This is a genomic window from Nocardioides mangrovicus, assembly GCF_003674065.1.
In the GTDB taxonomy this organism is placed as follows: domain Bacteria; phylum Actinomycetota; class Actinomycetes; order Propionibacteriales; family Nocardioidaceae; genus Marmoricola; species Marmoricola mangrovicus.
The window spans coordinates 219627-243053 of sequence record NZ_RDBE01000006.1 but is presented as its reverse complement, the minus strand read 5'-3'; the positions used below and the strand labels follow the sequence as shown (position 1 = coordinate 243053).

General features: G+C 71.3%; 23 protein-coding genes and 1 tRNA gene. 19 read left to right on the top strand and 5 right to left on the bottom strand.

The window, feature by feature from the left end; genetic code table 11:
* Nucleotides 1–15: 15 nt before the first annotated feature.
* Together D9V37_RS07105 and D9V37_RS20030 are read left to right on the top strand one after the other, a co-directional pair.
* Nucleotides 16–1650 (top strand): hypothetical protein, encoded by a 1635-nt coding sequence (locus D9V37_RS07105; protein ID WP_147455883.1) that lies wholly within the window; start codon nucleotides 16–18, stop codon nucleotides 1648–1650.
* A 154-nt stretch (nucleotides 1651–1804) separates the two neighbouring features.
* Nucleotides 1805–3484 carry an ABC transporter permease family protein gene (locus D9V37_RS20030; protein WP_158604402.1) on the top strand — a complete coding sequence of 560 codons (1680 nt, stop codon included), beginning with the start codon at nucleotides 1805–1807 and terminating at the stop codon, nucleotides 3482–3484.
* Here D9V37_RS20030 and D9V37_RS07090 read toward each other — a convergent pair.
* Nucleotides 3367–4254, bottom strand: coding sequence for a serine hydrolase (locus D9V37_RS07090; protein WP_121805440.1), 888 nt, complete (start codon nucleotides 4252–4254; stop codon nucleotides 3367–3369). The genes D9V37_RS20030 and D9V37_RS07090 overlap by 118 nt on opposite strands.
* Before the next feature lie 23 nt (nucleotides 4255–4277).
* Here D9V37_RS07090 and D9V37_RS07085 point away from each other — a divergent pair, with 23 nt between their 5' ends.
* From D9V37_RS07085 to D9V37_RS07075, 3 genes are all read left to right on the top strand, one after another.
* On the top strand, nucleotides 4278–4892 hold the full coding sequence (locus tag D9V37_RS07085; protein ID WP_121805439.1) for a class I SAM-dependent methyltransferase: 615 nt from the start codon (nucleotides 4278–4280) through the stop codon (nucleotides 4890–4892).
* Nucleotides 4893–4903: 11 nt separating this feature from the next.
* Nucleotides 4904–5683 carry a TIGR03936 family radical SAM-associated protein gene (locus D9V37_RS07080; protein WP_121805438.1) on the top strand — a complete coding sequence of 260 codons (780 nt, stop codon included), beginning with the start codon at nucleotides 4904–4906 and terminating at the stop codon, nucleotides 5681–5683.
* 172 nt (nucleotides 5684–5855) lie between these two features.
* A complete protein-coding gene (locus D9V37_RS07075; protein ID WP_121805437.1) occupies nucleotides 5856–8870 on the top strand; it encodes an Rne/Rng family ribonuclease in 3015 nt (1004 codons plus the stop codon).
* A 36-nt stretch (nucleotides 8871–8906) separates the two neighbouring features.
* On the opposite strand, the gene D9V37_RS07070 is transcribed toward D9V37_RS07075, so the two are convergent.
* The 3 genes from D9V37_RS07070 to D9V37_RS07060 all read right to left on the bottom strand — a co-directional run bounded on the left by D9V37_RS07070 (nucleotide 8907) and on the right by D9V37_RS07060 (nucleotide 12112).
* A complete protein-coding gene (locus D9V37_RS07070; protein ID WP_121805436.1) occupies nucleotides 8907–9764 on the bottom strand; it encodes a lysozyme in 858 nt (285 codons plus the stop codon).
* Between the two features lie 120 nt (nucleotides 9765–9884).
* On the bottom strand, nucleotides 9885–10334 hold the full coding sequence (locus D9V37_RS07065; RefSeq protein ID WP_232524794.1) for a MarR family winged helix-turn-helix transcriptional regulator: 450 nt from the start codon (nucleotides 10332–10334) through the stop codon (nucleotides 9885–9887).
* The gene (locus tag D9V37_RS07060; protein WP_232524793.1) at nucleotides 10331–12112 is read right to left on the bottom strand and encodes an MFS transporter; all 1782 of its coding nucleotides are present in this window, start codon (nucleotides 12110–12112) and stop codon (nucleotides 10331–10333) included. Before D9V37_RS07060 ends, D9V37_RS07065 begins: the two co-directional genes overlap by 4 nt.
* Before the next feature lie 183 nt (nucleotides 12113–12295).
* Here D9V37_RS07060 and rplU point away from each other — a divergent pair, with 183 nt between their 5' ends.
* The 12 genes from rplU to D9V37_RS07005 all read left to right on the top strand — a co-directional run bounded on the left by rplU (nucleotide 12296) and on the right by D9V37_RS07005 (nucleotide 20156).
* On the top strand, nucleotides 12296–12607 hold the full coding sequence (rplU, locus tag D9V37_RS07055; RefSeq protein ID WP_121805435.1) for a 50S ribosomal protein L21: 312 nt from the start codon (nucleotides 12296–12298) through the stop codon (nucleotides 12605–12607).
* 33 nt (nucleotides 12608–12640) lie between these two features.
* Complete coding sequence (gene rpmA / locus D9V37_RS07050; protein WP_121805434.1) at nucleotides 12641–12895, top strand: 50S ribosomal protein L27; 255 nt, start codon at nucleotides 12641–12643, stop codon at nucleotides 12893–12895.
* Between the two features lie 78 nt (nucleotides 12896–12973).
* Entirely contained in the window at nucleotides 12974–14452 is a 1479-nt protein-coding gene (gene obgE / locus D9V37_RS07045; RefSeq protein WP_121805433.1) for a GTPase ObgE, read from the top strand.
* On the top strand, nucleotides 14449–15570 hold the full coding sequence (gene proB, locus D9V37_RS07040; RefSeq protein ID WP_121805432.1) for a glutamate 5-kinase: 1122 nt from the start codon (nucleotides 14449–14451) through the stop codon (nucleotides 15568–15570). The genes obgE and proB overlap by 4 nt, the downstream gene beginning before the upstream one ends.
* Before the next feature lie 111 nt (nucleotides 15571–15681).
* A complete protein-coding gene (locus tag D9V37_RS07035; RefSeq protein WP_121805431.1) occupies nucleotides 15682–16032 on the top strand; it encodes a hypothetical protein in 351 nt (116 codons plus the stop codon).
* A 147-nt stretch (nucleotides 16033–16179) separates the two neighbouring features.
* A complete protein-coding gene (locus D9V37_RS07030) occupies nucleotides 16180–16635 on the top strand; it encodes a hypothetical protein (protein WP_121805430.1) in 456 nt (151 codons plus the stop codon).
* A gap of 21 nt (nucleotides 16636–16656) precedes the next feature.
* Complete coding sequence (locus D9V37_RS20195; RefSeq protein WP_158604401.1) at nucleotides 16657–16800, top strand: hypothetical protein; 144 nt, start codon at nucleotides 16657–16659, stop codon at nucleotides 16798–16800.
* Nucleotides 16801–16807: 7 nt separating this feature from the next.
* A complete protein-coding gene (gene nadD, locus D9V37_RS07025; RefSeq protein ID WP_269778371.1) occupies nucleotides 16808–17431 on the top strand; it encodes a nicotinate-nucleotide adenylyltransferase in 624 nt (207 codons plus the stop codon).
* A complete protein-coding gene (rsfS, locus tag D9V37_RS07020; protein ID WP_121805429.1) occupies nucleotides 17428–17787 on the top strand; it encodes a ribosome silencing factor in 360 nt (119 codons plus the stop codon). The genes nadD and rsfS overlap by 4 nt, the downstream gene beginning before the upstream one ends.
* Nucleotides 17788–17800: 13 nt before the next feature.
* Nucleotides 17801–18421 carry a histidine phosphatase family protein gene (locus tag D9V37_RS07015; RefSeq protein WP_121805428.1) on the top strand — a complete coding sequence of 207 codons (621 nt, stop codon included), beginning with the start codon at nucleotides 17801–17803 and terminating at the stop codon, nucleotides 18419–18421.
* A gap of 131 nt (nucleotides 18422–18552) precedes the next feature.
* Nucleotides 18553–18625 (top strand) — tRNA-Ala (locus D9V37_RS07010).
* A gap of 136 nt (nucleotides 18626–18761) precedes the next feature.
* Entirely contained in the window at nucleotides 18762–20156 is a 1395-nt protein-coding gene (locus D9V37_RS07005; RefSeq protein WP_158604400.1) for a methyltransferase domain-containing protein, read from the top strand.
* Between the two features lie 33 nt (nucleotides 20157–20189).
* On the opposite strand, the gene D9V37_RS07000 is transcribed toward D9V37_RS07005, so the two are convergent.
* Complete coding sequence (locus D9V37_RS07000; RefSeq protein WP_121805426.1) at nucleotides 20190–20759, bottom strand: TetR/AcrR family transcriptional regulator; 570 nt, start codon at nucleotides 20757–20759, stop codon at nucleotides 20190–20192.
* Between the two features lie 72 nt (nucleotides 20760–20831).
* Here D9V37_RS07000 and D9V37_RS06995 point away from each other — a divergent pair, with 72 nt between their 5' ends.
* Entirely contained in the window at nucleotides 20832–21563 is a 732-nt protein-coding gene (locus D9V37_RS06995; RefSeq protein WP_121805425.1) for an SDR family NAD(P)-dependent oxidoreductase, read from the top strand.
* Nucleotides 21564–21684: 121 nt separating this feature from the next.
* A complete protein-coding gene (locus tag D9V37_RS06990; protein WP_158604399.1) occupies nucleotides 21685–23418 on the top strand; it encodes an EAL domain-containing protein in 1734 nt (577 codons plus the stop codon).
* The last annotated feature ends 9 nt before the right edge of the window (nucleotides 23419–23427 follow it).

The window sequence follows — 23427 nt, the reverse complement described above, 5'->3', positions numbered from 1 at the left end:
CCTGTCTCGCGCGTCGTGCGGCAGGCACTGAGCCGTGCAGGCCGTCCTGGCATTGCTGTCGTAGCGACGGTGCTCGCTTCTGCGGTTCTGCTGCTGCAACTGTCGCGATCGCTGTGGTTCTTCGGCGACGACTGGGAGTTCTTGCTGCACCGCAGCGTGACCGAGACGCCGCTGCACACACTTTTTCGCCCACACAACGAGCACTGGGTCACCATTCCGGTGATCGAATATCGAATCCTCTATTCGCTATTCGGAATCCGCTACCTGCCATTCGCTGCCGTGGTTGTGATCTTGCACGTCCTGGTCGTGTGCACGCTCTACCTGCTGCTGCGAAGGGTCGGTGCTTCGGCGTGGCCCGCTGTGATTGGCACCGTCACGGTCGCATTCGCCGGCGCAGGAGCCGAGGATCTGCTCTGGGCCTTCCAGTCGGAGTTCGTGGGGCCGGTTCTCCTGGCGCTGCTGGCGCTCACCGTCACTGAGTCGATGTCGCCCGGACTCCGACGGACCGGGGTGGTCTGGGTACTGCTGGTGGCGGGGCTGATGTGCTCGGGAATGGGGGTGACGATGACCTGTTGGGTCGCAGCCTTCGCGCTGGTCCGCAATGGCTGGCGCTCGGCGGTCGCGACGGCATTCGTGCCGGCGGTGGTGTACGTATCCTGGCTCCTCACCTTCGGCTCAAGCAGCACCGATCACAGCTCGGCGCTGCGCATGTACATCCCCTCAGCGATGTTGACCGGTGCCGCCAACATCTGGCAGCAGGTCGTGCCCCTTCCCGGTGTCGGCGGCCCGATGATCTTGGTGCTCGCCCTGGCGAGTCTGGTTGCGCCGGCGCCGGCCGCACTACGGGCGCTCGCGCGGGCCGGGATGCTGGCGCTGGTTCCGTTCCTGCTTCTTCTCAGCTACTCGCGGGTCGCGCTGGCCGGCGAACAGGCGGCGACGGCGTCCCGCTACGTCTACCTCGGCTTGGTATTGACGATTCCCGCCTTCGTGGTGGCGCTGTCGTGGCTGGCTGCCGCCGTGAGTCCGGAACCCGTGGTGGCGGTCATCGGTGGTGTCCTCATCGCCGCCTTGCTCATGACGAGTGGAATCGGATCGTTGCTCGTGTTCCACCAGCAACGCGAAACAGCTATCGGCGACAGCCGGGCGCGCCTGGTCGCTGGGGTTGGGATCGCACAGGGCGGCGCGGTCGTGGTCGGGTCGCTCGATCCCACGTACAGCCCTGACATCACGACCGCGAGCCTTCGCGATCGGGTACTTCGCTCGCGGCTACCCCAGGTGCGAACCGGCCCCCAGTCCCGCCTGGACGCTGCCGGCGGACTTCAGGTCGGCATCGGCGCCGAACGCCTCGACGACGTGCCGACGACGTCCAGCCTGACCTTCCGTGGTCCGGGCCAGGTCACCGAACGGGACCGTTGTCTTTCGGGCTACTCCACCGGTGGGCACCTGCAGTTGACTGCTACCGACGGCGGCGGTCAGTTCTCGCTGGAAACCTCCGGCACGACCGTCTCGACACTCTTGATCCGCGGGCGCGTCAAGAGCCATCCCGTCGCTCGTGGCGTCCCTCCCGGCACCTCTGTGTGGGTCGGCACGTCGGCCGACGCCGAGCTGAGGGTTCGGCTGCCGTCGGGCTACTTCCGCGCATGCCGCTAGGAGTTCCTGCCCATCGCGCTGTCTCGACCTCGGCAGTGTCGAGTGCGATGAGTCGAAACGCCCCCTAGCGGGCCCTGCTCGTGCTTCACTCGTCTCACCTGCCAGTTCTATACGGGTTTAGACGTGTTTGGGCGCGCTCGAGAGGACCTGATCCGTGCTGCAACCTCGCCCGCTCGGTCGCGCCCGGCTCGATACCGCGACGCGGTGCGCCCTGTTCCTATGCGGTCTAGCCGGCCTGTGGGAGGTCTGGCTCGTTCGGAGACTGTGGTTCTGGTACGACGACTGGTCGTTCCTGCTCAAGCGGCACCTCTCGCACGACACGTGGTGGAACCTGTTCCACCCGCACAACGAGCACTGGTCGACGATTCCCGTCGTGCTGTGGCGCGCGATGTTCACGCTGTTCGGGTTCGACTACCTGCCCTACGCGCTGATGCCGATCAGCGCGCATCTGGTGACGTGCCTCGTCCTGTTCGTTGTGCTCCGACGCACCGGCGCTGGGCCGGGTCCGGCGGTGGCGACCATGGCTCTGCTGCTGTTCTTGGGAGCCGGTTCGACCACGATCTTCTGGGCGTTTCAGATCGGCTTTCTAGGAGCGGTGGCGCTGGGGTTCGGCGCGTTGGCGATGATCGCCGACTCGGCTCCGACCGGCCGACGCCGCGCGCTTGTCTGGGCGATGTTGAGTGCCAGTCTGATGTGCGCGGGTGTTGGCATCTCGATGGTGGCGTTCGCAGCGTTCTTCTCTCTCATGCGCCATGGCCTGCGGTCGGCCCTGCTGGTCGCCTCGGCGCCGACGGCGGCTTACGTCGTCTGGTACGCGGCCATCGGGCATGTGGGCAACAGCGGGCAGTACGCCAACCCGATGCTCATGGTGCCGGCCATCCTGATCGGCCTCGCGGTGCTCTGGGAGCACATCGTGATGGTCCCGCACACCGGGTTGCTGGTCTTCGTGCTCTTCTGCGTCGTGGCCTGGCGCGGGCGCCGGCACCCGCGGCTGAGGATGCTCGCCGTCGCCGGGTTGGCCGCGTTGCTGGTGAACCTCATCCTGATCACGCTGACACGGGCCGTCGACGGGTTCGTCTTCGCGGCGGTCGCCGACCGCTATGCCTACGTCGGGATCTTGCTGACCCTTCCCGCCTTCGCCTACACGACGCAGCTCGCCTGGGAGCGGATCCGCGAACAGATGCTGGGTCTCCGATTACTGGGCCTGGCGCTGGTCGCGGTGCTCATCGTGCCGGGAGCCTGGATGCAGTACGGCTACACGGCCAAGCAGGTGGTCCTCGAGGCCGGCTTCAAGCAGCGCATCGCCGCCGCGCGGGCGATGCTGGCCGACGGCGAGCCACTGGTCTCGCGCCAGGTGGATCCCCTCGTCGCGCCCGATCTGACCACCGGTTTCCTGCGCGACCCGGCGATCACCGGGCGGTTGCCGACATCTCGAGCCTCTGCTCGCCAGCGGCTGAACGAGGCCGCGAACCTGCAGGTGGCGGTCGGCGATCGCTCCCTGCACCTCGGCGGACCAGCTGCGGTGCGCGTCAGCGATGTGGTGGAGCTGCACTCGTCCGGTGGGTGCGTGCGCGGAGCGGCCACCGGACGCACGACGATCGAGCTCTCGGCCACAGAGCCGGCACAGGTGTGGCTCTCGACCGCGGCCGGCGATCTCGGGGTGTCGCTGATCCGCGATGGACTCACGAGCAGCACACGTCACTGGCAGAGGGAGGCCTACGAGCCGTTCTGGGTGGGTTGGTCAGCGGCGTCGTCGACGGTGAAGCTGTCCCTCCCGGCGGGGCGCTTCACGATGTGCGGGATCGGCGCCGCCGTGGAGACCTCAGCTCGTTGAGCCTCGAGGGCGATGGCCCGCAGCCTCGCCAGCACACGATCCTGGGCGACGATTCGAGCGCCGTCCACTCGCCACCCCGCGATCGCCGCGTACACCACCGGCCGCTCGCCGGTGACGATCCCGACGTCGGCCCGCACGCCGTCGTCGGTGCCGGTCTTGTTGAGGACACGACCGGTCGCCACCAGCGGGTCCTGCGCCCAGGCGGCGGCCACCATCGAGTGGTCGACGCTGGTGGCCAGCCACGCTCGTAGCTGCTCGCTGACCTGGCGGTTCACCAGGATGCCCTGGTGAACCTGGAGCAGGAACTCGACCCACTCCGCCGCGTTGCCGACGCTCAGGGTCGGCGGGTCGGCGGGGGTGCGCGCGTCGCGGACCCGGTCGAGGAGCCGGGTGTGCACCATCCCGAGCGACTCCGCACGCGCCGTGACGGCGTCGAGGCCGACCACCTCCAGCAGGGCGTTGGTGGCCCAGTTGTCGCTCACCGCCGCCACCAGCAGGCACACGTCGGCCAGCGGCAGGGTGTCGAGGCGCATCAGGTGCCACAGACCTGAGTCGGCGACTGGGGGAGTGGTGTTGCGCTGTACGGGCTGGTCGGCGTCGAGGGTTCCTGCGGCGAGGCGGGCCGCGACCTCGGTCAGCAGCAACAGCTTGGCCACGCTGGCGGTCCCCAGGACGCGCTCAGGATGCTGGTCGACGAGGCGCTCACCGGTCGTCGCGTCGACGACGAGGACGGACCAGGCGGTGCCCATCGTGTCGGAGCCGAGATCCACGAGGATGAATCTAGGCTGATCGGGTGACCGATGACGGCACCGCTCACGGCGAGCAGACCAGCGGCACCGAGTACGCCGAACGCCTCAGCCGGCTGCAGCAGAAGTGGTGGAAGCGGCTGCTGCCGGTGCAGGCGCCGTACCGGTGGAACATCAGGCGGCTGCGGCTGGGACGCGTGCTGGACATCGGCTGCGGCCTGGGACGCACCCTGCACCAGCTCGACGGCCACGGCGTCGGCGTCGACCACAACCAGGCCTTCGTCGACCACTGCCGCGCCACCGGGCTCGTGGCCTACACGCCGACCGAGTGGCCGACCGCGCCGGAGGCTCGGCCGGAGAGCTTCGACGGCCTGATCCTCTCCCACCTGGTGGAGCACGTCACGCCTGCGGCTGCGGACGAGATCCTGCAGTCGTATCTGCCCTACCTGCGTCCGGGCGGACACGTGCACTTCATCACCCCCCAGGAGCGGGGTCACGCCTCCGACCCGACGCACCTGGCGTTCACGGACTTCGACGCGCTGCGCGAGCTGGCCGCACGCAACGGGCTGGCAGTGGAGAAGGCCTTCTCCTTCCCGTTCCCGCGCTCGCTCGGCACGCTGTTCGTCTACAACGAGTTCAACGTCTTGACCCGCAAGCCCTAGGCTCGACCGCCGTGCGTACGCAGCCCGAGCAGCAGGCACCTCCGGTGCAGCGCCTGCGGATCCGCTACGCCAAGCGCGGCCGGCTGCGGTTCACCAGCCACCGCGACTTCAGCCGGGCCTTCGAGCGGGCGCTGGTGCGCGCCCGGGTGCCCATGGCCTACTCCTCGGGCTTCAACCCGCACCCGCGGATCTCCTACGCCGGAGCCTCGCCGACCGGGGCGGCCAGCGAGGCGGAGTACCTCGAGATCGGGCTGGCGGCCGTGGTCGAGCCCGAGGAGGTCCGCCGCGTGCTCGACGAGGCGCTGCCGCCGGGCCTCGATGTGCTCGAGGTGGTGGTCTCCGGCGGTGGGTCGCTGACCGAGCGGCTCGAGGCCAGCCACTGGCGGATCCGGCTGCCCGACGTCGCCGTCGAGCGGCTGAGCGAGGCGGTCGAGAGGTTCCTGGGCACGGCGGAGGTGCCGGTGGAGCGGATGACCAAGAAGGGGCTGCGCAGCTTCGACGCTCGAGCCGCCGTCCTGGCGCTCGCGGCGGCGCCGGAGGTCGGAATCGCCGGAGAAACCGGGGACGAACGCCCGCCAGACGCCCGGTATGCGATACTCGACGCGGTCCTACGGCACGGCACGCCGTCCGTGAGACCCGACGACATCCTCGCCGGACTGCGCGGGATCGCCGGACTGGAAGCGGGCGCTGCGGCAGTGTCGCAGCGTGTGGCCCAGGGCCCGTTCGATCCCCGCGACGGCACGGTGGGGGATCCGTTGGCACCCGACCGCGACGCGGCCGGAGGCGGGTGACAGCCGCCCCGGAGAGTCGACCGCGGCACGGTGTCGCCAGGAGCCCCCAGCGGCAGACACGGAGGGCGTCGCCGCCACTGAAGGCTTTGCCGGACCGGGCGTGCTCGGGACGGACGACACCGCACCCGAGCTGCCCTGAACCATCGGTACGCCGGGTGCCTAGGAGAGCACCGTGCTCGACGACGACAACCCGACCACCACCGACGACCAGGCCCCGACCGAGGTCGCGACGGAGTCCGGCGAGGCCGCGGCCCCGGCCAAGAAGGCGGCGCCCCGCAAGCGTGCGGCCGCCAAGAAGACGACCACCAAGACCGCGGCGAAGCGCACCAGCAAGAAGGCCGTCGCTGCAGCGGAGCCCACTGCCGCGCCTGACGCCGCGCCTGACTCCGATGCCCCCCCGGCGGAGGCCGACGCGGCCAGTGCGCCGGCCGCGAAGAAGACCGCCCGCAAGCGGGCGGCGAAGAAGACGGCGGCCGCGCCCCCGGTCGCTGAGTCGGACGAGGCTCCGGCCAAGGACACAGAGGACACCGGGGACACCGAGAGCACCGACGACACCCCTCGCGCCGGCAGCGCCGCGGTGTTGTTCCAGGCCCCCGAGCCCACGACCCCCCGCAAGCGGGCCTCGCGCAAGAAGGCGCAGCCCAAGGCGGTGGAGCCCGCCGAGCAGGCTGCGGACCCCGACGAGGCCACTGAGACCGCCGAGACCGCGGAGACCGCAGCGCCCGCCGCTGAGGTTTCCGACGCTGGCGCCCCCGAGACTGTCACCGAGTCCGCCACCGAGAACGCCACGGAGAACGCTGCCGAGAACGAGGGCGGCGAGGCGGCCGAGGAGTCCGGCGAGGAGGGTGGCGCCCGTCGCCGCTCGCGTCGCCGGGGCGGTCGCCGGCGCCGTAAGTCCGGCGGTGACTCCGCAAGCGACTCCGGGAGCGACTCCGGCGGGAGCGGCGAGGCCGAGGACAGCAGCGACGACGACTCCGACGAGGACGGTTCGGGCAGCGGCTCGGGCAGCCGCCGCCGGCGTCGGCGGCGTCGTGCCGGGGAGGACGGCAGCAGCTCCGCGGACGACCCCGAGAACACCGTCACCCGCACCCGCAAGACCCGCAATCCCGAGGACGAGATCACGGCGCTCTCGGGCTCCACCCGGCTGGAGGCCAAGAAGCAGCGCCGCCGCGAGGGCCGCGAGGCGGGCCGTCGTCGCGCCCCGATCGTCAGCGAGGCCGAGTTCCTCGCTCGCCGCGAGTCGGTCGACCGCTCGATGGTCATCCGGCAGCGCGAGGACCTGACCCAGATCGCCGTGCTCGAGGACAAGGTCCTCGTCGAGCACTACGTCGCCCGCGCCTCGCAGACCTCGCTCATCGGCAACGTCTATCTCGGCCGGGTGCAGAACGTGCTGCCCTCGATGGAGGCGGCGTTCATCGACATCGGCAAGGGCCGCAACGCGGTGCTCTACGCCGGCGAGGTCAACTGGAAGGCGCTCGGCGCCAAGGACGGCCAGCCCCGCAAGGTCGAGTCGGTGCTCAGCTCGGGTCAGACCGTGCTGGTGCAGGTCACCAAGGACCCGATCGGGCACAAGGGCGCCCGGCTCACCGGCCAGATCACGCTGCCGGGCCGGTTCCTGGTCTACGTGCCCGACGGGACCACGAGCGGTATCTCGCGCAAGCTGCCCGACACCGAGCGCGCCCGGCTCAAGACGCTGCTGCGCGAGGTAGTGCCCGACACCGCCAGCGTCATCGTCCGCACCGCGGCCGAGGGCGCCTCGGAGGACGAGCTCACCGCCGACGTCGAGCGGCTCAAGGCCCGCTGGAGCGACATCGAGGCCAAGATCGCCGGCGGCCAGTCGCCGCAGCTGCTCTACGGCGAGCCCGACCTGACGCTCAAGGTCGTCCGCGACCTGTTCACCGAGGACTTCGCCAAGCTGGTCATCCAGGGCGAGGACGCCTGGTCGCTCGTCGAGGGCTACGTCACCCACGTCGCCCCCGACCTGGCCCCGCGCCTGGAGAAGTACGACCCGACCGAGCACGACGACGTCGACCTCTTCGCCTCCTACCGGCTCGACGAGCAGATCGCCAAGGGCCTGGACCGCAAGGTCTGGCTGCCCTCGGGCGGCTCGCTGATCATCGACCGGACCGAGGCGATGACCGTCGTCGACGTCAACACCGGCAAGTTCACCGGCTCCGGCGGGAACCTGGAGGAGACGGTCACCAAGAACAACCTCGAGGCGGCCGAGGAGATCGTGCGCCAGCTACGGCTGCGCGACATCGGCGGCATCGTCGTCATCGACTTCATCGACATGGTGCTGGAGTCCAACCGCGACCTCGTGCTGCGCCGCCTGGTGGAGTGCCTGGGTCGCGACCGCACCCGCCACCAGGTGGCCGAGGTGACCTCGCTGGGCCTGGTGCAGATGACCCGCAAGCGACTGGGCACCGGGCTGCTGGAGGCGTTCAGCGACGAGTGCGAGCACTGCAAGGGCCGCGGGCTGGTCGTCCACGACCACCCGATCGAGCCGAGCACCAAGCTCGAGGAGCCCGAGCGGCGCGGCGGCCGCCGTAGCCGCGGCGGCGGCCGCAGCCGTACCGGGAACGGAACCGGCAACGGGACCGGCAATGGCAACGGACCTGGGTCTCACGCCCCCTCACCGGCCGACATCGCCGCGATGCCGCGTCATGAGGCCCCGCCGACCGACGACACCGACACGACCGACGAGTCCGACGAGTCCGGCGAGACCATCCCCGACACGCTGGCCGGTGCCGCCGCCGAGGCGGCGGTCGAGGCGGGTGTCGAGCCTGCTGTCGAGAACGACCCAGTTACCGAGCTGGACAACGCCCCCGCGACGTCCCCGGTCGAGTCCCCGGTCGAGTCCGCTGCCGAGCCCGCTGCCGAGGCCGAGCCCGCTGCCGAGGCCGAACCTGCTGCCGAGCCCGAGCCGGCCGAGGACACCCCGGCCGACCCCGCGCCGAAGCTGGTGACCACGCGTCGTCGCAGCGCCCGCCGCGCCGCCGGGCCGCCGCAGCCGCTGCCCGACTCGGCGGCCGACCGGCCGGCAGACGAGCCGGTCGACCAGACCGAGCCGGACAGCGACGCGGGGATCGGGGCGAAGGGGGAGTCCGACCCAGAGTCCGAGGACGAGTCCTCGGGTGGCTCGCTCTTCCACGTGCCGATCAAGCGCAAGGGCTCGCGTCGGCACTAGAAGCAGCGGCGATCGACTCCCGGTCGCTGCTAGCCGCTACCCGTTGGCCAGCGCCTCGAGCCGGCTCTCGTCGCCGTTGAAGACGTCCTGGTCGATGGGCGAGGACGAGTTCTGCCAGATCGTGTAGTAGCCCCACCCCGCCGGGAGCGTGCCCGCCGACGAGGCGTACCGAGCGATCCACAGCGGGTTGCTGGCGGCGAAGGCCGAGGAGTTGCCGGTGCACGTCGTCCACCAGTCGGTGGTGGAGTAGATCACGGCGTCGCGCCCGGTCAGCGACTTGTAGGTGGACACGAAGTCGCTGATCCAGCTCACCATCGCAGCCTGCGAGAGGCCGTAGCAGGTGCCGCCGTCGTAGGGGTTGTACTCGATGTCGAGCGCACCGGGCAGCGTCTTGCCGTCCTGGCTCCAGCCGCCGCCGTGCTCGACGAAGTACGTGGCCTGGGCGGCGCCGCTGGAGTCCGACGGGTTGGCGAAGTGGTAGCTGCCCCGGATGAACCCGGCGTCGTAGGAGCCGGTGTACTGCGAGCTGAACGACGGGCTCGTGTAGTAGGTGCCCTCGCTGGCCTTGACGTAGGCGAAGCGCTTGCCCTGGCTGTAGGAGGAGGCCCAGTCGACGCTGCCTTGGTAGTTCGAGACGTCGATGCCGGCGACGGTGGCGCTCAGGGTCGGGTCGGCGGCTGCGGCTTGCGGGTTGGCGCTGCTCGAGGAGCGCCAACCCATCTGGCCGCCGTCGGCGGGCGTGAGACCGGCCGCCTGGGCCGTGGCGTTGAGGCCGAGCGGGTCCCGGTGGTCGTCGCGGTGGTCGTCGTCGTGGCCGGCGGCGGTGGCCGGTGCGGAGACGGCGATCATCGCGGCCGCGGCGGCAGCGGCGGCCAGTGAGCGGGTCGTGCGCATGGGTGTACCCCCTGCAGGAGTGCGGGGAGCCGGCCCCGAGTGGCGGCTCCCTCGTCCTGGTCCTACCCGGGATCGGGCGCGGCAGACTTGCGGGTCTGAGCAGGTGCAGGTTCGTGCAGGTCAGTCGGCGGCGAGCGCCTCGAGCGCGGGCAGTGCCGCCGCCAGCGCGTCGCGGGCGTCGGGGTCGAGCCGCTCGATCCGGGTCCGCAACGCGGACAGCTTGTCACTGCGCCGACCCGCCACGAGCTCGCGACCGGCGTCGGAGGCCCCGACCAGCGCGGCCCGGCCGTCGTCGGGATCGGGCGTGCGAGCGACGTAGCCCAGCTGCTCCAGGCTGGCCACGATGCGACTCATCGACGGCGCCGAGACGCCCTCGGTGCCGGCCAGCGTGCCCAGCCGCTGGGGCCCGTCCTGCACCAGGGTGGCCAGGGCGCTCAGGGCACCGTGGCCGACGGAGGCGTCGGGGCTGTCGCGGCGCACGGCACGGCTGATCCTTCCCAGCGCGACGTAGAGCCGCCCGGCGTCGGCCCCCGTGTGGGTGCGGGTGTCGGTACTCATGTCGGTGCTCACCGGTGGGCCGCCTCGGGCACCTCGCGCCCCAGTGCCTCGCCCGCGGCGGGAGCGCTCTCGTCGGGGTCGGCATCCTCGTGGACGTACTTACCGCCGGCCAGCCACGAGCAGGCTGCGCCCAGCAGCGACATCACGGCCGCCGCGGTGAAGACGATGACCAGGCCGTGGTGGAACGGGTCGGCCATCAGGTGCGGGAAGAACTCCTTGCCGGTGAGCACCGAGCGGTGCTGGTCGCTGAGCGTGCCCAGGACGCCGAAGGGCTTGAGCAGCGACTCGATCGGGTTGAACCCCAGGAAGGCTGCGAACAGCGAGCCGACCGGAGGCAGCTCGGCCACCTGGTGGGCGATCCGGTCCGGGACGCCCTGGGTGCTCAGGCCGCGGAAGAGCGAGGTGGGCAGCACGTTGGCCAGGCCGGCGATCATCAGCGAGAAGAACAGCCCGATGGACAGCGACGTGCCGGAGTTGAAGACCGTGCCGCGGATGCCCGAGGCGGCGCCGCGCTCCCAGGCCGGCACCGAGTTCATGATCGCGGTGGCGTTGGGCGCGGAGAACAGACCCGACCCGATGCCGTTGAGGGCGGTGATGAGCGCGAACTGCCAGTAGGAGAAGTTCACCGGGATCACCAGCAGCGCGATGAAGGTGACCGCGACCAGCGTCAGGCCGCCCGTAGCGAACCACCGGGCGCCGTAGCGGTCGGAGAGGAAGCCCGAGACCGGGCCGGCCACCAGGAAGCCGATGGTGAAGGGCAGTAGGTAGATGCCGGCCCACAGCGGCGTCGACTCGTAGGAGTAGCCGTGCAACGGCAGCCAGATGCCCTGCAGCCAGATGATGAGCATGAATTGCAGCCCGCCGCGGCCGACCGAGCCCATGAGCCCGGCCAGGTTGCCGAGGGTGAACGCGCGGATCCGGAACAGCCCGATCGAGACCATCGGGTGCTCGGCGCGCGCCTCGACCCACACGAAGGCGGCCAGCAGCACCAGACCGCCGACGATGCCGGTCACCACCCAGGGGTTGGTCCAGCCGGTGGAGTGGTCGCCGTAGGGCTGGATGCCGTAGGTGATGGCGACCAGCAGGGCGGTCAGCCCCACGCCGAAGGTGATGTTGCCGGGCAGGTCCAGCCCGGAGTCGCGGCGCTCGCCGAGCTCGTGCAGCGAGCGGTAGCTCCACACCGTGCCGGCGATGCCGATCGGCACGCTGACCCAGAACACCGCGCGCCAGTCCCATTCGGACAGGACGCCGCCGATGATCAGGCCCAGGAAGGACCCGGCGATGGCCGCGACCTGGTTGATGCCCAGCGCGGTCCCGCGCTGGTGGGAGGGGAAGGCGTCGGTGAGGATCGCGGTGGAGTTGGCGAACAGCATCGCCCCGCCCACGCCCTGGCCGATGCGGCCCACGATCAGCCACATCGCGCCGGTGCCGCCGTGGAACGGGTCCACCGAGAGCAGCACCGAGAACACGGTGAAGATGACGAAGCCGAGGTTGTACATCTTGACCCGGCCGAACATGTCGCCCAGCCGCCCCAGCGTCACCACCAGCACGGCGGAGACCACGAGGAAGCCCATGATGATCCACAGCAGGTAGGACACGTTGCCCGCGCCGAGGGGGTCGAGATCGATGCCGCGGAAGATCGCCGGGAGCGAGATGATGACGATCGAGGAGTTGATGGTCGCCATCAGCATGCCCAGCGTGGTGTTCGACAGGGCCACCCACCGGTAGCGGGGGTGGTCGCGGTCGAAGCGGACCAGACGGGTGCGACGCGAGGGAGCGGGCGAGGTCACGATGGATGACGTTAGTTCACATCTACTAACTAAACTCGGGCGGGTCGGCCGTTTTGACCCGGCCTGGCGCCGTCCGTAGACTTGACCGCTGGTGTGCGAACACCCCCCGAGCCGGTCGCCAGGCCCCTTCTCGTTCCACCCGAGGGCAGCCGCGACCAACCCGTGCCAGCAAGGAGAATCCCCGTGGTCTATGCCGTCGTGCGCAGTGGCAGCAAGCAGCAGAAGGTGACGGTCGGTGACGTCATCGAGATCGACCCGGGCAGCCACGCCGTGGGTGACTCGCTGAGCCTGCCGGTGGTCATGGTCGTCGACGACGGCAAGGTCACCAGCGACGCCGCCGCCCTGGGCAAGGCCTCGGTCAGCGTCGAGGTGCTCGGCGCCTCCAAGGGCCCCAAGATCGTGATCCAGAAGTACAAGAACAAGACCGGGTACAAGAAGCGGCAGGGTCACCGCCAGAAGTACACCCAGGTCAAGGTCACCGACATTTCGCTCTAGCCGGCACCCGGCGCAACCGACAGGACTACCGACATGGCACACAAGAAGGGCGCGGCCTCCACGCGCAACGGTCGCGACTCCAACGCCCAGCGCCTCGGCGTGAAGCGGTTCGGCGGCCAGAACGTCAACGCCGGCGAGATCATCGTCCGCCAGCGTGGCACCCACTTCCACCCCGGCAGCGGCGTCGGCCGCGGCGGCGACGACACGCTGTTCGCGCTGATCCCCGGTGCGGTGGAGTTCGGCACCAAGCGCGGTCGTCGCGTCGTGAACATCGTGCCGGTGGCCTGAGCCCGGTCCACCGTCGCTGAAGGGCGTCCCCGGGATCACCGGGGGCGCCCTTTCCACGTCTTCGAGAGAGTTGTCGTCATGGCCGTTCCCAGCTTCGTCGATCAGGTGAGGCTGCACGTCGTCGGCGGCCGCGGCGGCCACGGCGTCGCCTCGGTGCACCGTGAGAAGTTCAAGCCGCTCGGCGGTCCCGACGGCGGCAACGGCGGACCCGGCGGCTCGGTGGTGCTGCGTGTCGACCCCGACGTCACGACGCTGCTCGACTACCACCACACCGGCAGCCGCAAGGCCGAGCACGGCGGTCAGGGCGCCGGTGGCCTGCGCAACGGCAGTCACGGAGCCGACCTGGTGCTGCCCGTGCCCGACGGCACGGTCGTCACCGACGCCCAGGGCGAGGTGCTGGCCGACCTGGTCGGTCCGGGCACCGAGCTGGTCGTCGCCGAGGGCGGCCGCGGCGGCCTGGGCAACGCCGCGCTGGCCTCCTCCAAGCGCAAGGCCCCTGGCTTCGCGCTGCTCGGCGAGCCGGGGGAGGAGCGCGACATCTCCCTGGTGCTCAAGGTGGTCGCCGACATCGGCCTGGTCGGCTTCCCCAGCGCCGGCAAGTCCAGCCTGATCGCGGCACTGAGCCGCGCGCGGCCCAAGATCGCCGACTACCCGTTCACGACCCTGGTGCCGAACCTCGGCGTCGTGCAGGCCGGCGACGTCACGTTCACCGTCGCCGACGTGCCCGGGCTCATCGAGGGCGCCAGTGACGGTCGCGGTCTGGGCCACGACTTCCTGCGCCACGTGGAGCGCTGCGCGGCGCTGGTGCACGTGGTCGACCTCGCCACGCTCGAGCCCGGCCGCGATCCGCTGGCCGACCTCGACGTCATCGAGCAGGAGCTCGCCTCCTACGGCGGCCTGGAGGACCGGCCGCGGCTCGTGGCGCTGAACAAGCTCGACGTGCCCGACGGACGTGACATGGCCGACATCGTGATCGACGACGTCCGGGCCCGCGGCTGGGACGTCTACCGGGTCAGCGCCGCCAGCCACGAGGGGCTGCGGGAGCTGTCGTTCGCGATGGCCCGCATCGTCGCGGCGCGACGAGCCGCTACGCCGGTGGTGGCCCCCGAGCGCGTCGTGGTGCGCCCGACCCCGGTGCGAGGCGGCGGCCCGGAGTTCACCGTCACCCAGATCACGGTGGAGACCGGCGCCGGGTGGCGGGTGCGCGGTGAGAAGCCCGAGCGGTGGATCCGGCAGACCGACTTCGGCAACGACGAGGCCGTCGGCTTCCTGGCCGACCGGCTCAACCGGCTCGGCGTCGAGGCCCGGCTGGTCTCGATGGGTGCGGTCGAGGGCGACTCGGTGCTCATCGGCGACCCGCAGAACGCGGTCGTGTTCGACTTCAAGCCCGGCCTGGACGCCGGCGCGGCGGAGATGCTGGGACGACGCGGCGAGGACCACCGCTTCGCCGAGGACCGGCCCGCCGCGCAGCGTCGCCGTGACATCGACGAGGCGATGCCCGAGCGCGGCGAGACCGAGACCCGGGCCGACGTCGCCCGCCGGCTGGGCGAGTCGTGAGTGAAGGCGTCGGGCGGGTCGTCGTCAAGGTCGGCTCGTCGTCGCTGACCACGGCCGAGGGCGGCATCGACCCCGAGCGGGTGCGGACGCTGGTCGACGCGCTGGCCGGGGTCAGGCTGCGCGGCGTCGAGGTGGTGCTGGTGTCGTCCGGCGCCATCGCGGCCGGGCTGTCCCCGCTGGGCATGGCCAAGCGGCCGCGGGCGCTCAACAGCCAGCAGGCGGCGGCCTCGGTGGGGCAGGGGCTGCTGGTGCACCGCTACACGGAGGAGTTCCGCCGGCACGGCATCGTCACCGGGCAGGTGCTGCTCACCCTCGACGACGTCACGCGCCGCAGCCACTACCGCAACGCGTTCGCCACCTTCGCCCGGTTGCTCGAGCTCGGCGTCGTGGCGATCGTCAACGAGAACGACACCGTGGCCACCACGGAGATCCGGTTCGGTGACAACGACCGGCTGGCCGCCCTGGTGGCGCACCTGGTCCACGCCGACGCGCTGCTGCTGCTCAGCGACGTCGACGGTCTCTACGACGGCGACCCGTCGCGGCCGGCATCGCGGCGACTGGCCGAGGTCCGCGACGCCCACGACCTCGACCACGTCGACCTGGGCCGTGAAGGCCGCTCCGGCGTCGGCACCGGCGGGATGCGGACCAAGGTGGAGGCGGCCCGGATCGCCACCAGCGCCGGCATCCCGGTGCTGCTCACCTCCGCCGAGCAGGCCGTGGCGGCGCTGTGGCGCCTGGTCGACGGCTCCGCGGACGTCGGCACGTACTTCCACGCCACCGGCAAGCGTCGCCCGGCCCGGCTGCTGTGGCTGGCCCACGCCACCGAGGCCAAGGGCGCCGTCCACCTCGACGCCGGGGCGGTCAGGGCGCTCACGGAGCGGCGGGCCTCGCTGCTGGCGGCGGGCGTCGTCGGGGCCAGCGGGCAGTTCGTCGCCGGCGACCCGGTGGACCTGGTCGGGCCGGACGGGACCGTGGTCGCACGGGGTCTGGTCAACTACGACGCGACCGAGCTGCCGCAGCTGCTGGGCCGCTCCAGCCACGAGCTGGCCCGCGAGCTCGGAGCCGCCTACGAGCGCGAGGTGGTCCATCGAGACGACCTCGTCGTCCTGCCCACCTGACCCATCCGTCACACTGGTGGCTAAGTTCGGGAAACCTCGGGTCCCGGCCTCTCGGCTGCAGCACACTGCTGCCATCGGTCGCGCCCGGGCCGATGAGCGAAAGGTTGTGCGTTGGTCGACTCCCAGGGACGTCACTGGCACGTCACGGTCACCGTCGCCGGCGAGCAGGTCGAGCCGTTGTTGATGCGCTCGGCCCTCATCCGGTTCTCCGAGCAGCGCCCGTTCCTGGAGTCGATGCGCTTCACCGGGACCGGCGCCGAGATCACCTTCTGGGACCAGGCCGACTCCATGCTCGACGTCGCCTCGCTGGCGCTGCGGGTCTGGAACGAGCACCGCGACTCCGCCGGCCTGCCGCGCTGGGAGGTCGTCGGCCTCGAGGTCGTCGAGCGCGACCTGCACCACAACCGCACCGAGGGACACCAGGTCCTCGTCGGGGGACAGGACGTGCGGCCGAGCTTCTAAGTTGGTGATGGGCCGGTTTCGCGCGCCCACCCCGGTCACACATCCGTTTCGTTCCAACGACCCGCGCCGAGGCCTGCCGGGTACCGGAGACCGGCTCCGCAGTCAGTAGCCTGATGCCGTGGTCGCGCCCCGACGGCTGAGCCAGCGGTGAAGCTGCTCCTGGTCACGCTGGTCTACGCCGCGTTGTCCTCGGTCGTACCGGTCTTCAACATGGAGGCCTACATCGTCGTGGCCTACGCCAAGTCCGACCACGCCGCGCTGGAGATGGCACTGGTCGGATCGTTGGGCCAGAACCTCGGCAAGCTGGCCTGGTACTACGTGTGCCGGCAGTCGCTGGACCTGCCCTGGTTCCAGCGCCGCCTGCAGACGCCCAAGCGGCAGGCCCAGCTGGCGCGGTGGGGAGCCATCGCGCAGGAGAACCAGCTGATGACCGGGCTGCTGACGTTCATCTCGGCGCTGGTCGGCGTGCCGCCGTTCTTCGCGATGGCGATGATCGCGGGGTCGCTGCGGATCAACGTGCTGGTCTTCTTCGTCACCGGCTTCCTCGGTCGCACGCTGTTCTTCTGGGCGATCCTGGGGGGGACGCATCTGATCCTGCGGTGAGGGTCCACTAGGATCGACCGCATGCAGAGCCTCGTCGTCGCGCCGCTGGACATCACCGAGGGCGCGGGCGCCTGGCCGATCGTCATCGGCGGCGCGGTCCTCCTCGTCCTGGTCGCCGCGATGCTCGTGCTGCTGGCCATCGGCAAGGGCCGCGAGCACAGCTGAGCCTCGCGTGAGCACCCTCGACGCCCCCGACGGGCGACGCCGTCGGCTGGGGGTCATGGGCGGCACGTTCGACCCGATCCACCACGGTCACCTGGTGGCCGCCAGCGAGGTCCAGTCCTGGTTCGACCTCGACGAGGTCACTTTCGTGCCCACCGGCCAGCCCTGGCAGAAGGTCGACCGCGACGTCTCGGCCGCCGAGCACCGGTACCTGATGACGGTCGTCGCGACCGCCTCGAACCCGCGCTTCACCACCTCGCGCGTCGATATCGACCGCGACGGCCCGACGTACACCATCGACACGCTGCGCGACCTGGCCGCCGAGAACCCAGAGACCGACCTGTACTTCATCACCGGCGCCGACGCCCTGGCCCAGCTGTTCACCTGGCGTGACGTCGACCAGCTCTTCGAGCTCGCCCACTTCGTGGGCTGTACCCGACCCGGCTACGAGATGGACCCTTCGATGCTCGCCACGATCCCGCGCGAGCGGGTGACCCTCATCGAGATCCCCGCGCTCTCGATCTCCTCCACCGACTGCCGCAACCGGCGCGCCAAGGGTGAGCCGGTCTGGTACCTGGTCCCCGACGGCGTCGTGCAGTACATCGCCAAGCACGACCTCTACACCTCCGCATGAGCGCCACCCCCCGCGCCACCGAGCTGGTGCGCACCGCAGCTCAGGCGGCGCACGACAAGCTGGCCACCGACCTGCTCGCCTTCGACGTCTCCGAGCAGCTGGTCATCACCGACGCCTTCCTCCTTTGCTCGGCCTCCAACGAGCGGCAGGTGCGTTCGGTGGTGGACGAGATCGAGGACAAGCTGCGCGAGGTCGGCGCGAAGCCGGTGCGCCGCGAGGGCGAGCGAGACGGCCGCTGGGTGCTCATCGACTACCAGGACATCGTCGTGCACGTGCAGCACACCGAGGAGCGCCAGTTCTACGCCCTCGAGCGGCTGTGGCGCGACTGCCCCACGATCGACCTCGACCTGACGTGACCCCCGGACCCGCATGAGGCGCCTGGTCCTGCTGCGGCACGGACGGACCGCCTGGAACGCCGACCTGCGCGCCCAGGGCCAGACCGACGTCCCGCTCGACGAGACCGGCCGCGAGCAGGCAGCGCGGGTGGCGCCCGGCATCGCGGCCCTGCGGCCGTCGGCGCTGTGGTCCAGCGACCTGGCCCGAGCAGCCAAGACCGCCGACGCCGTCGCTGCGGCCTGCGGGCTAGACCTCGTCCTCGACCCGCGGCTGCGCGAGCTCGACGTCGGCGACCGGTCGGGCCTGACCCCGGCCGAGTTCGCCGAGCGCTTCCCCCTCGAGCACGCGGCCTGGGCCCGCGGCGAGGACAGCCCGCGGGTGCCGGGGGAGGAGAGTCTCGAGCAGCTGGTCGCCCGGGTGAGTGCCGGCCTGCGCGCCCTGCTGGCCGCTCTCGGCCCCGACGACCTCGGCGTCGCCGTCCTGCACGGCTGGTGCGCCAAGGCCGCGATGGTCGACCTGCTCGGCCTCCCGCCCGGTTCGCACGCCGTCGTGCGCGGCCTGGACAACTGCCACGCCGCCGTCCTGCTCGAGCACGGCACCGGCCTGCGGCTGCAGGCCTACAACGTCGACCTCGGGGCGGCCACGCCGAGCTGAGCCGGCGGAGCGGTGCGTGGGACCGGGTCCGGCCCGTCGATTCCCGGTCTGGCGCACCGCAGCCTGGCCGGCTCGACCCGATTTCGTCTCCGGGCCGGCGGGCGGCTAACATTCTCGACTGTTGTCCCTACGGGGCTGTGGCGCAGTTGGTAGCGCACCTCCATGGCATGGAGGGGGTCAGGGGTTCGAATCCCCTCAGCTCCACCGATCGTGTTTCGCGTGGTCGCGCGGGCGCAGTTGGTAGCGGCTGTTCATCTCCGGCCGATGGCATGGAGGGGCTCCAGCGATTCGCTCAAGCGCCCCATTGCCGGACCCGGCGCCAGCCACGATGATCGCCGGCATGGAGCAGTGGGAGACGGTCGACGCCGGTTGGGGCCGGCTGGCGGCCGACTTCGCGACGTTCAGCGAGCCGTCGAACGTCCGTGAGTACCTGAGCCTGCACCGAGCCGTTGGCCTCGAGGCGGGCGACAGCGTCCTGGACCTCGCCTGCGGTGCGGGCCTGGCGCTGGAGCTGGCGTCGCTGCGCGGCGCCGACGTCGCCGGCATCGACGCCTCGCCCCGGCTGGTCGCGATCGCGCGCGACCGCAACCCCGACGGCGACCTCCGCGTGGGCGACATGAACCACCTGCCGTGGCCTGAGGCGAGCTTCGACGTCGTGACCAGCTTCCGTGGCGTATGGGCCACGACGCCAGATGCGCTCACCGAGGCGCTGCGCGTGCTGCGACCCGGTGGTCGGTTCGCGATGACCGTGTGGGGTCATATCAAGGCCTCGCCCGGCGCGTGGTCGCTCGCGCCGTTCGCCCTGGCCGCGGCGCCCACGGTGAGCAACCAGGCCGCGATGAACCAGATGGGCCGGCCGGGGGTGGGGGAGCGGTTGTTGGTCGAGGCCGGGTTCGCCGACGTCGAGCGCATCAGCATCCCGTTCGCCTGGGAGTTCGCCGACCCCGAAGCGTACGCGCGGGCGCTCGCCTCGACCGGACCCGCGTACGAGGCGATCGGTGAGGTCGGCGCCGAGGAGTTTCACCGACGCTGCGTCGAGCTGGCGAGCGAGCGAGTGCGCGAGGGACTGCCGCTGCGCGCGGAGATCGACGTCGCCGGCTTCACCGCCCGCCGCCGGCTCGACCTCCCGGAGTCCTACGACGACGCCTTCACCGGCAGCTTCTTGTCCGCGTACCCGCCGAACGAGACCGCCGAGCAGATGCGCCGAGAAGACCTGGACGACGACGGCTACGTCTCCACGGTCACCAAGCTCTGGGCCCGGATGCCGGGTGCGTTCGACCAGCTCTTCGCCCTCCAGCGCAGTGCCGCCGCTTTCGGCGGGCTGTCGCTGCGCCACCGCGGGGTGCTGACCACCGCGACCGCGGCCACGCTCGGCGACTCGGCGTGCGCGTACGCCTGGGGTGGCAAGCTCGCCGGCTGGGCCGAGGACCCGCAGGTGCCGGCGAGCGTCCTGCGCGGTGACGACGAGGCGCTCACCGCGCAGGAGAGGGTGCTCGCACGCTGGGCCCGTCAGGTCGTCGGTGACCCCAACTCCACGACAGAGACCGACCTCGAGGCGTTGCGCGCCGCCGGCTTCGACGACGACCAGATCTTCGCCGCGACACTGTTCGTGGTGCTGCGGCTGGCGTTCTCGACCTTCAACGACGCCCTCGGGCTGCGGTTGGACCGCGCGGTCGTCGAGGCCCTGCCCGCCGTCGTGCGCGACGCCGTGACCTGGGGCCGCGAGAGCGTCTGAGGGCACCCCGTCGGCGCCGGGTCAGTCCTCGGGTCAGTCCTCGGGTCGGTCCTCGGGCGGCTCCGCGTCTTCGCTTCTCGCCGCGAGCCAGGCCCGGGCCACGCGGGAGACGTCCTCGGCGGAGCCCTGCTCGAGGGCCCCGAGGCGCAGGAAGTGGCGGCCGAGCGTCAGCCCCAGGATCGCGCAGACCGTGAGGGCGGCGCGCAGCTCGGCGTCCGGACCGGGCGTCGACCGGGCGAGGTTGGCCACCCGGTCGTCGAGGTACTCGCGCATCGCGTCGGTGGCCTCGGGAACGGTCAGCATCGAGCGGACCAGGGCGTGCAGCTCGGGCGGCAGACCGGCCACGCGGGAGGCCACGACGTCGTCGAGATGGCTTCCGACCTCCTCGGACGTCACCGCGTCGAGGCGCGCGGCGCTGCGGAACAGGGCCGCCTTCGACCCGTGGTGCTGCATCACCAGGGCGGGGTCGACGCCGGCGCGGGCGGCGACGGCGCGGATGGTGGTGCTCTCGTAGCCGTGGGCGGCGAACTCGGCGCGCGCGGCGTCGAGGATGCGTCGCGCGCTGGCGGCCCGCTGCTCGGCGCGGGTGGGGGACGACGGCACGCGGTCGACTCTACAGATGTTGAGCGACGAGCTAGGTTGGCTCAACAAGCGATGAGTAGATGAGGTGGAGCGATGGCGTCGAAGCAGGCCCTGATCGTCGGGGCGTCGAAGGGTCTCGGGCTCGGGTTGACCGAGCGGCTGGTGGAGCGGGGCTGGTCGGTCACGGCCACCCGCCGGAGCGCGACGAACGAGGCACTGAGCGACCTGGCGGACCGCGCGGACGGCCGCGTGCACATCGCGGAGGTCGACATCGACGACCCGGGCCGGGTGCGGGCCCTGCACGACCAGCTTCATGATCAGCTGCACGACCAGCCGGCCGGCGCCGCGTTCGACCTGGTGCTGGTCAACGCCGGCACCACCCACGACCGCTGGGAGACGATCGCCGACGTCTCCACGGAGACCTTCGAGCGCGTCATGGTGACCAACGCGCTCAGCCCGATGCGCTTCATCGAGCAGTTCCGCGACCTCGTCTCTCCCGGCGGCACGCTCGCGGTGACCTCGTCGGGGCAGGGGAGCATCGCCAACAACACCCGGGTGACCGGATGGGAGATCTACCGGGCGAGCAAGTCGGCGTTGAACCAGCTGATGCGCAGCTTCGCGGCCCGCCGCGCAGACGAGCTCGCAGAGGACGGACACACGCTGCTGCTGCTGGCTCCGGGCTGGGTGCGTACGGACCTGGGTGGTCCCGAGGCGGCACTGAGCGTCGAGGAGAGCACGTCGGGGCTGGCCGAGGTGATCGAGGCGTACGCGGGCCGCGGTGGCCTGCACTTCGTTGACCATCGAGGCGTCGTCGTCGCCTGGTGACGCCGGCACGGCCTCACGGACGTTCCGACAGGAATCCAGACGATCGCTGCCCGAAATGCGAAGGTCTGTTTACCCTGGTCAGGTGGACAGGTCCCGCGCGGTAGCCCGGACCGCTGCGCTCGTGAGCGAGCGCACGGAGCAGGGGCTCATGCAGCGACTCGCCGAATCCGCGGCCGAGCTGACCGACTCCTGGGGTGCGCTCGCGCTGCTCGTGGGCGCCGATGGGCGCCCCGTCGTCATCGCCCAGCACGGCCTGAGCCGCGAGACGGTCGCGGTGATGAACCTGCTGCCGCGACCCGACGGCCTGCTCGGCAGGGTGCTCGCCGGGGAGCCGGTGCAGCTGGAGCGATGGACCGACATCGTGGACCCGTCGTCGCCGCTCACCCCCGACGGCCTGCGGCTGATCGAGGCGATCGGCAACCACACGGGCGCCTTCCTCGGCGTCCCGATCCTCGACGGCCGCGAGGTGCTCGGTGCCGTCTACGTGGGGCGCACGCCCGAGCAGAGCGCCTACGACCAGTCCGACCTGTGCGCGGTGCAGTCGTTGGTGGGTGCCACGGCCGGCTTGGCCCTCGCCCTACGCCACCGCAGCGCGACCGACCTCCTGCTCGACCGCCTCGGCCGGGTCGAGGCCAGGCGGGTCGGCGACGACGCTGGCGCCGCCTCGTTCACCGTGCGGCGGCTGCTCTCCTCGGCGCGGAGGGTGCTCGACACCGACCTGGCCTACCTGACCCAGATGACGTGCGAGACCGAGACGGTGGTCTACGTCGACGCCGGTCCGGGCGCCCCGCCGCTGCAGGAGGGGGAGAAGCTGCCGCGGTCGGAGACCTACTGCGGGCTGCTCCTCGACGGGATCATCCCGGCGTCGGTGCCCGACCTGCGGGCCCATCCGGCCACCGCGGCGATGCGCGTCACCGAGCTCCTGGGTGCCCGCTCGTACTGCGGCACCCCGGTCACCCTGCCCGACGGCACCTTCTACGGCACGCTGTGCGGGCTCTCGGGAGACTCCGGCGGCGAGGTGTCGTCAACCCAGCTGGCCGGACTGCGCGTCCTGGCCGAGCTGATCGGCGTGGAGCTGAGCCACGAGCAGCAGCGGGAGCGGTCCCGGCGCCAGCAGCTGGCCGAGTTCGAGCTCTCGGTCCAGCCCGAGCGCCGGGCCATCCACCTGCAGCCGATCGTCGACCTGGCCACGGGACGGCCGCTGGGGTTCGAGGCGCTGAGCCGGTTCACCGACGCCAACGACAATCCGCGACGTCCCGACCTGGTCTTCGAGCGTGCGGCCCGGCTGGGCATGGGCGTCGAGCTGGAGCTGCAGGCCGCCGAGGAGGCGCTGCGACTGATGCCGATCGTCCCGGACGGGTGCTACCTCTCGGTGAATCTCTCGCCGCAGGCCCTGATCTCGCCGGCTGCCTTCGGCCTGCTCACCCGTGCAGTGGCCGAGCACCCCGGCCAGGTGGTGGTGGAGCTGACCGAGCACGAGCGGGTCAGCGACTACCCGGCCCTGCTCGACGTACTCGCCGGACTGCGTGAGCGCGGGCTGCGGCTGGCCATCGACGACACGGGGGCCGGCTACGCCAGCCTGCAGCACGTGACCCGGATGAACCCTGACATCGTCAAGCTCGACATCGCCTTCGTCCGCGACGTGCACCTCGATGCCGGCCGCCGAGCAGTGGCGCGCGCACTCATCGCCTTCGCCGGCGACGTCGGCGCCGAGCTGGTGGCCGAGGGCGTCGAGACCGAGGCGGAGGCCGCCGAGCTGCGACGGCTCGGTGCCCGGTTCGCCCAGGGCTACCTGTTCGGTCACCCGCAGGCCGCACCCGACGCCGTCCGCACCTCGACCGTGGCCGGCGTCTGAGCCGTCGGC

Coding starts and splice junctions, on each gene's coding strand:
- rsfS (WP_121805429.1), top strand. CDS start 17,428: ATGAGCGCCACCCCCCGCGCCACCGAGCTGGTGCGCACCGCAGCTCAG.
- D9V37_RS20195 (WP_158604401.1), top strand. CDS start 16,657: ATGCAGAGCCTCGTCGTCGCGCCGCTGGACATCACCGAGGGCGCGGGC.
- D9V37_RS07015 (WP_121805428.1), top strand. CDS start 17,801: ATGAGGCGCCTGGTCCTGCTGCGGCACGGACGGACCGCCTGGAACGCC.
- rpmA (WP_121805434.1), top strand. CDS start 12,641: ATGGCACACAAGAAGGGCGCGGCCTCCACGCGCAACGGTCGCGACTCC.
- obgE (WP_121805433.1), top strand. CDS start 12,974: ATGGCCGTTCCCAGCTTCGTCGATCAGGTGAGGCTGCACGTCGTCGGC.
- D9V37_RS06995 (WP_121805425.1), top strand. CDS start 20,832: ATGGCGTCGAAGCAGGCCCTGATCGTCGGGGCGTCGAAGGGTCTCGGG.
- D9V37_RS07005 (WP_158604400.1), top strand. CDS start 18,762: ATGGAGCAGTGGGAGACGGTCGACGCCGGTTGGGGCCGGCTGGCGGCC.
- D9V37_RS07070 (WP_121805436.1), bottom strand. CDS start 9,764: ATGCGCACGACCCGCTCACTGGCCGCCGCTGCCGCCGCGGCCGCGATG.